We start from the raw sequence: 3,412 nt of genomic DNA, 5'->3' as shown, positions 1-3,412 counted from the left end.
GAACTCGCCGCCGCCTAAGCTAGAACAACTGACCCGCACGGTGTTGAGAAACTCCACCACTCAGCGGGACGTGACCTGGCATCGGCATGGCAGAAGCCGGCCACCGGCACGTGGCCTGACTGGATGAATGAGTGGCAGAAACCATTCGCCGAGACCATCGACCGGGCAAAGAAGTACGTCGTGTCGAGCACACTGAGCGAGGTCGATTGGAATGCCGATCTGGTGCAAGGCGACCTGGGGCAAGCGGTTCAGCGGCTCAAGCAGGAGTCAGGCGAGGGCCTGTGGGTGGGTGGCGTGACACTCCCCCTGGCCTTGGCAGATCTGGGACTGATCGACGAGTACGAATTCCTCGTTCAGCCGGTACTTGCCGGCCACGGACCAACGTTGCTCGCCGGTCTGCATGAGCAAATTCAGCTCGAACTCGTCGATCGCCACGAGCTCCCATCGGGGGCAGTCGCCATGCGATACCGGCCCACGCTAAGCCTCGATCCACCGGTCGGTCTGGTTGAATCGGCCCGCCACCGTTGGATCTGAAAGTTCTGCTGGCAGGCATGGCGAAGCGGCCGGCCTTGCTGCCGGTGATGTTCCTGGTCCGATTGCGCCGTGGGGCTGGGTGGTCAGATGAGCTTGGTTCGTGGCGGGCCGCAGGCCGCCGCGAACAAAGCTGTCCACCCGGTTTCCCAGTGCCAGCTGGCAGGGAGGTGCAGGATGTGTTTCCGGGCTGAGGTCGAGATGCGCGCTGGAATCTGAATCAGTTTCCGGCGGATGGTACCGGTGCGCGCCTTGCCAAGGCTGGTGCCGGCGAGGGTGTCCGCGGCGCGGGAGAGGTTTAACGCGATCGTGGCCAACACCAGCCATGCGGCGTTGGCGGTGAACTTCCCTGACGGCAGGTGCGCCAGCGCACTGTCTTTCAGGTCGGCGTTGACCTGCTCGATGATCGCGTGTTGCCGGTGGGTTTTGTCAGCGGTGACGGCGTCTAGGGTGCTGGTGGTGGGGCCAATTCGCTCGCCACGCTATGCGCACCTGAGACCGATCCTCGACACCGGGCAAGGACAAAACCGGTCTCGTCCCAGACGAGCCCGCCAGTGATGAGGGCGGATACGTCCGCGGCAGCGCCTACTAAGCCGGAGGGACCCATTCGAAGGTTGCCGGGTTGATCCGGCGGGCAGGGCTGCGCTATCCGAACGCAGATATGCGGCGCATCGACCTGCTCGACGAGCGCGGGCTGAACCGGCAGCTGCTGACCCAGCTCGGCATGTTCGTTCGTGGCCCGGCAACAGAACGTCGTCCTTCAGGGGTTCACCGGGTCGGGGAAGTCATATCTAGGCTGCGCGATCGCTCTTTTCGACACGCCTTAGTCGATGAAGGTGGCGCGGATGCCCAGAGTGTCGAACGTAGCGGTCAACATAGCCTCGGTGTTCGCAGTCGCTCGTTTCCGTAGCTCTGATTCCTCCGCGGCGGCAGCCATGTCCTTTTCGGCGCGAAGGTACAACTTCGCCTCCTGAGGCAGCTCGATGAAGTCGGAGATTTTGTCGAACGTGGTTCGAGTATCAACCACATGGGACTTGGCGTGGTCGATGTTGGGCTTTTCGAGTTCCGGCTCGGGCAGTCGGACCGTCACCGACTTGCCGTCCTCGGACAGCGTCATGTCCTTTTCAGCGAGGCCGGACAGGTCGACATAGGCGTCGACCGTGCCCACCGCGACAAAAAGCGTCCGCCGGCCGGGAATGATGCCTGGGATCCTCGCGACTTCGTCCTGGATATCAATCACCTTTTCGAAATTGGCGACCGCGGCCTCGTACCGGCTGAGATTCTGTATGGACATCAGCACAGCGGGCTGACTCCGATCTGTCTGCGGCGGCTGGAACGGGGTAAATCCATACTCGTTCGCCACACCGAGCCCGGCAAGCGCCACTACCGCACCCACCGCCACGAAAGCCATGCGTTTGAACAAAACCAATGTGGTCATCGGATCCCCCTAGCCGTTGAAACGGCCCAGGTTTTCCTGTCGGCGGCGCCGAGTGAGCTGTTTCGATCTGAGCTTATTGCGTGTGCTCGACTTTGACCGACGCGCGCACGTTGAACTCGCCGTCGCCTCCAAGTCGGCCGCGCTCCCACACCTTAAGGTGAAGCACTTCCGATGACGTGAAAGTACCGGACCACGTCTTCAGCAGCCCCAAAATGGGACGACGTCGAGATGTTGCGGGCGCACGCAAGGTACTTGATCGGCCCACTCCAGGGCCAGTGCACCGGGAACCAACTTGGCTCCAGACCTCCGAGGTGTCGGATCGGATGGCGCTGCGACCGTGGTGGCTGCCAGAAAGAATCGATTAATCGACGGGGAACATCGCACTCGCGGTGCGGCCGATAACGGCGGTCATGGTCGCGTCAACCGCACCGCCGATCACGCCACCTACGAGCGGTACACCTTTGGACAAGGTGACGAGCGCGCGCTTCGTGCCGAACTTGGCCAGAAGCATGAAACCGGCCTTCTTGTTGATCTCGCGAATCAGCACTATCGGGAGCTTCTTGATCGCCTGAATCGCCACCTTCGCTCCAGCCGCAATGCCAAATGTCTTCACGATCTGCTGTGCGTTCGAGCCAACCGCGATTAGAGTGACCACCGTGCGGACGTGGGGGTCCTTGGGGTCGTAGCCTCGCAGGTAGGCGATTGCGGCTGTGAGACGCGCATTGATCACGAGTGCGCCTGCCATGTTTGCAGGGACAGTAAGTGGCATCGCGATGAAGCCACCGAGCCCGGTGACGAAACCGTTTACGCTGGCGGCTTCCACCGACTCGATGATCAGCCTCTTGATCGCCTTCTCGATATCATCGTGCTCGTCCGACCTAACCTTCCGTGTTGGGTCGGCATTGTGCTCGTAGCGGGTTCCTTGGACGCGGGCGAGACGATCTTCCGCCCACGTGATCGACCCTGTCAGCGGACCGACACCAGTGTCAATCACTGTACCGACCAGCTTCAGGAGCTGCCCAGACGCCCTTTCGGCGGTAGTCGTAGTCGTCTCATCGGCAATAGGTGTCTCCCTGACGACGGGACCCGTCGCCTCCTCCGCCGTCAGCGTGGCCTCGTCGGAGGTAGCCGTCGGTGTCTCCTCGGGCATCAGTGAGGTCGTGCTGGACATGGCGATTCCTATCTGAAGTTGATACGTTGATGTGCCCGAGATGGGAAGCGCAACGTCGGAGTGACCTCGGCTCGCTCGTAGGCGGCAATGCCTCTTGAGCAAAGACCGCGGTCTGGTTTGAGTATTGCAGCTCGAACTCTGCGGGGCTGACCGGGCCGAGGGACGTGTGAGTATTTGCGTTCCTGAGCGCCACCAATATTGCGCTTGAGCGCCACCTGCTCGCTGTCGGGGTCGCGTCTTTGAGCGCCACTGAATATTCGGGTTGAGCGCCA

At 61.8% G+C, this 3,412-nt stretch carries 2 protein-coding genes and 3 pseudogenes; 2 read left to right on the top strand and 3 right to left on the bottom strand.

Features of this window, described 5'->3' with window-relative positions:
* Positions 1–75: 75 nt before the first annotated feature.
* A pseudogene (locus K2F54_RS18780) lies at positions 76–534 on the top strand (dihydrofolate reductase family protein); the annotation flags it as partial.
* An 83-nt stretch (positions 535–617) separates the two neighbouring features.
* On the opposite strand, the pseudogene K2F54_RS18775 reads toward K2F54_RS18780, so the two are convergent.
* Positions 618–986, bottom strand: a pseudogene (locus tag K2F54_RS18775) (transposase); the annotation flags it as partial.
* 149 nt (positions 987–1,135) lie between these two features.
* Between K2F54_RS18775 and K2F54_RS19750 the strand changes: the two are divergent.
* Positions 1,136–1,340 (top strand): annotated as a pseudogene (locus K2F54_RS19750) (ATP-binding protein); the annotation flags it as partial.
* A 14-nt stretch (positions 1,341–1,354) separates the two neighbouring features.
* On the opposite strand, the gene K2F54_RS18765 reads toward K2F54_RS19750, so the two are convergent.
* Positions 1,355–1,969, bottom strand: coding sequence for a DUF4230 domain-containing protein (locus K2F54_RS18765; protein WP_220607378.1), 615 nt, complete (start codon positions 1,967–1,969; stop codon positions 1,355–1,357).
* 361 nt (positions 1,970–2,330) lie between these two features.
* Positions 2,331–3,140 (bottom strand): EcsC family protein, encoded by an 810-nt coding sequence (locus K2F54_RS18760; protein ID WP_220607377.1) that lies wholly within the window; start codon positions 3,138–3,140, stop codon positions 2,331–2,333.
* Between the last annotated feature and the right edge of the window lie 272 nt (positions 3,141–3,412).

The organism is Cryobacterium inferilacus, from assembly GCF_019599185.1.
GTDB classification, from domain to species: domain Bacteria; phylum Actinomycetota; class Actinomycetes; order Actinomycetales; family Microbacteriaceae; genus Cryobacterium; species Cryobacterium inferilacus.
The sequence above is the reverse complement of the archived record's forward strand: the minus strand, read 5'-3'. Positions and strand labels throughout refer to the sequence as shown.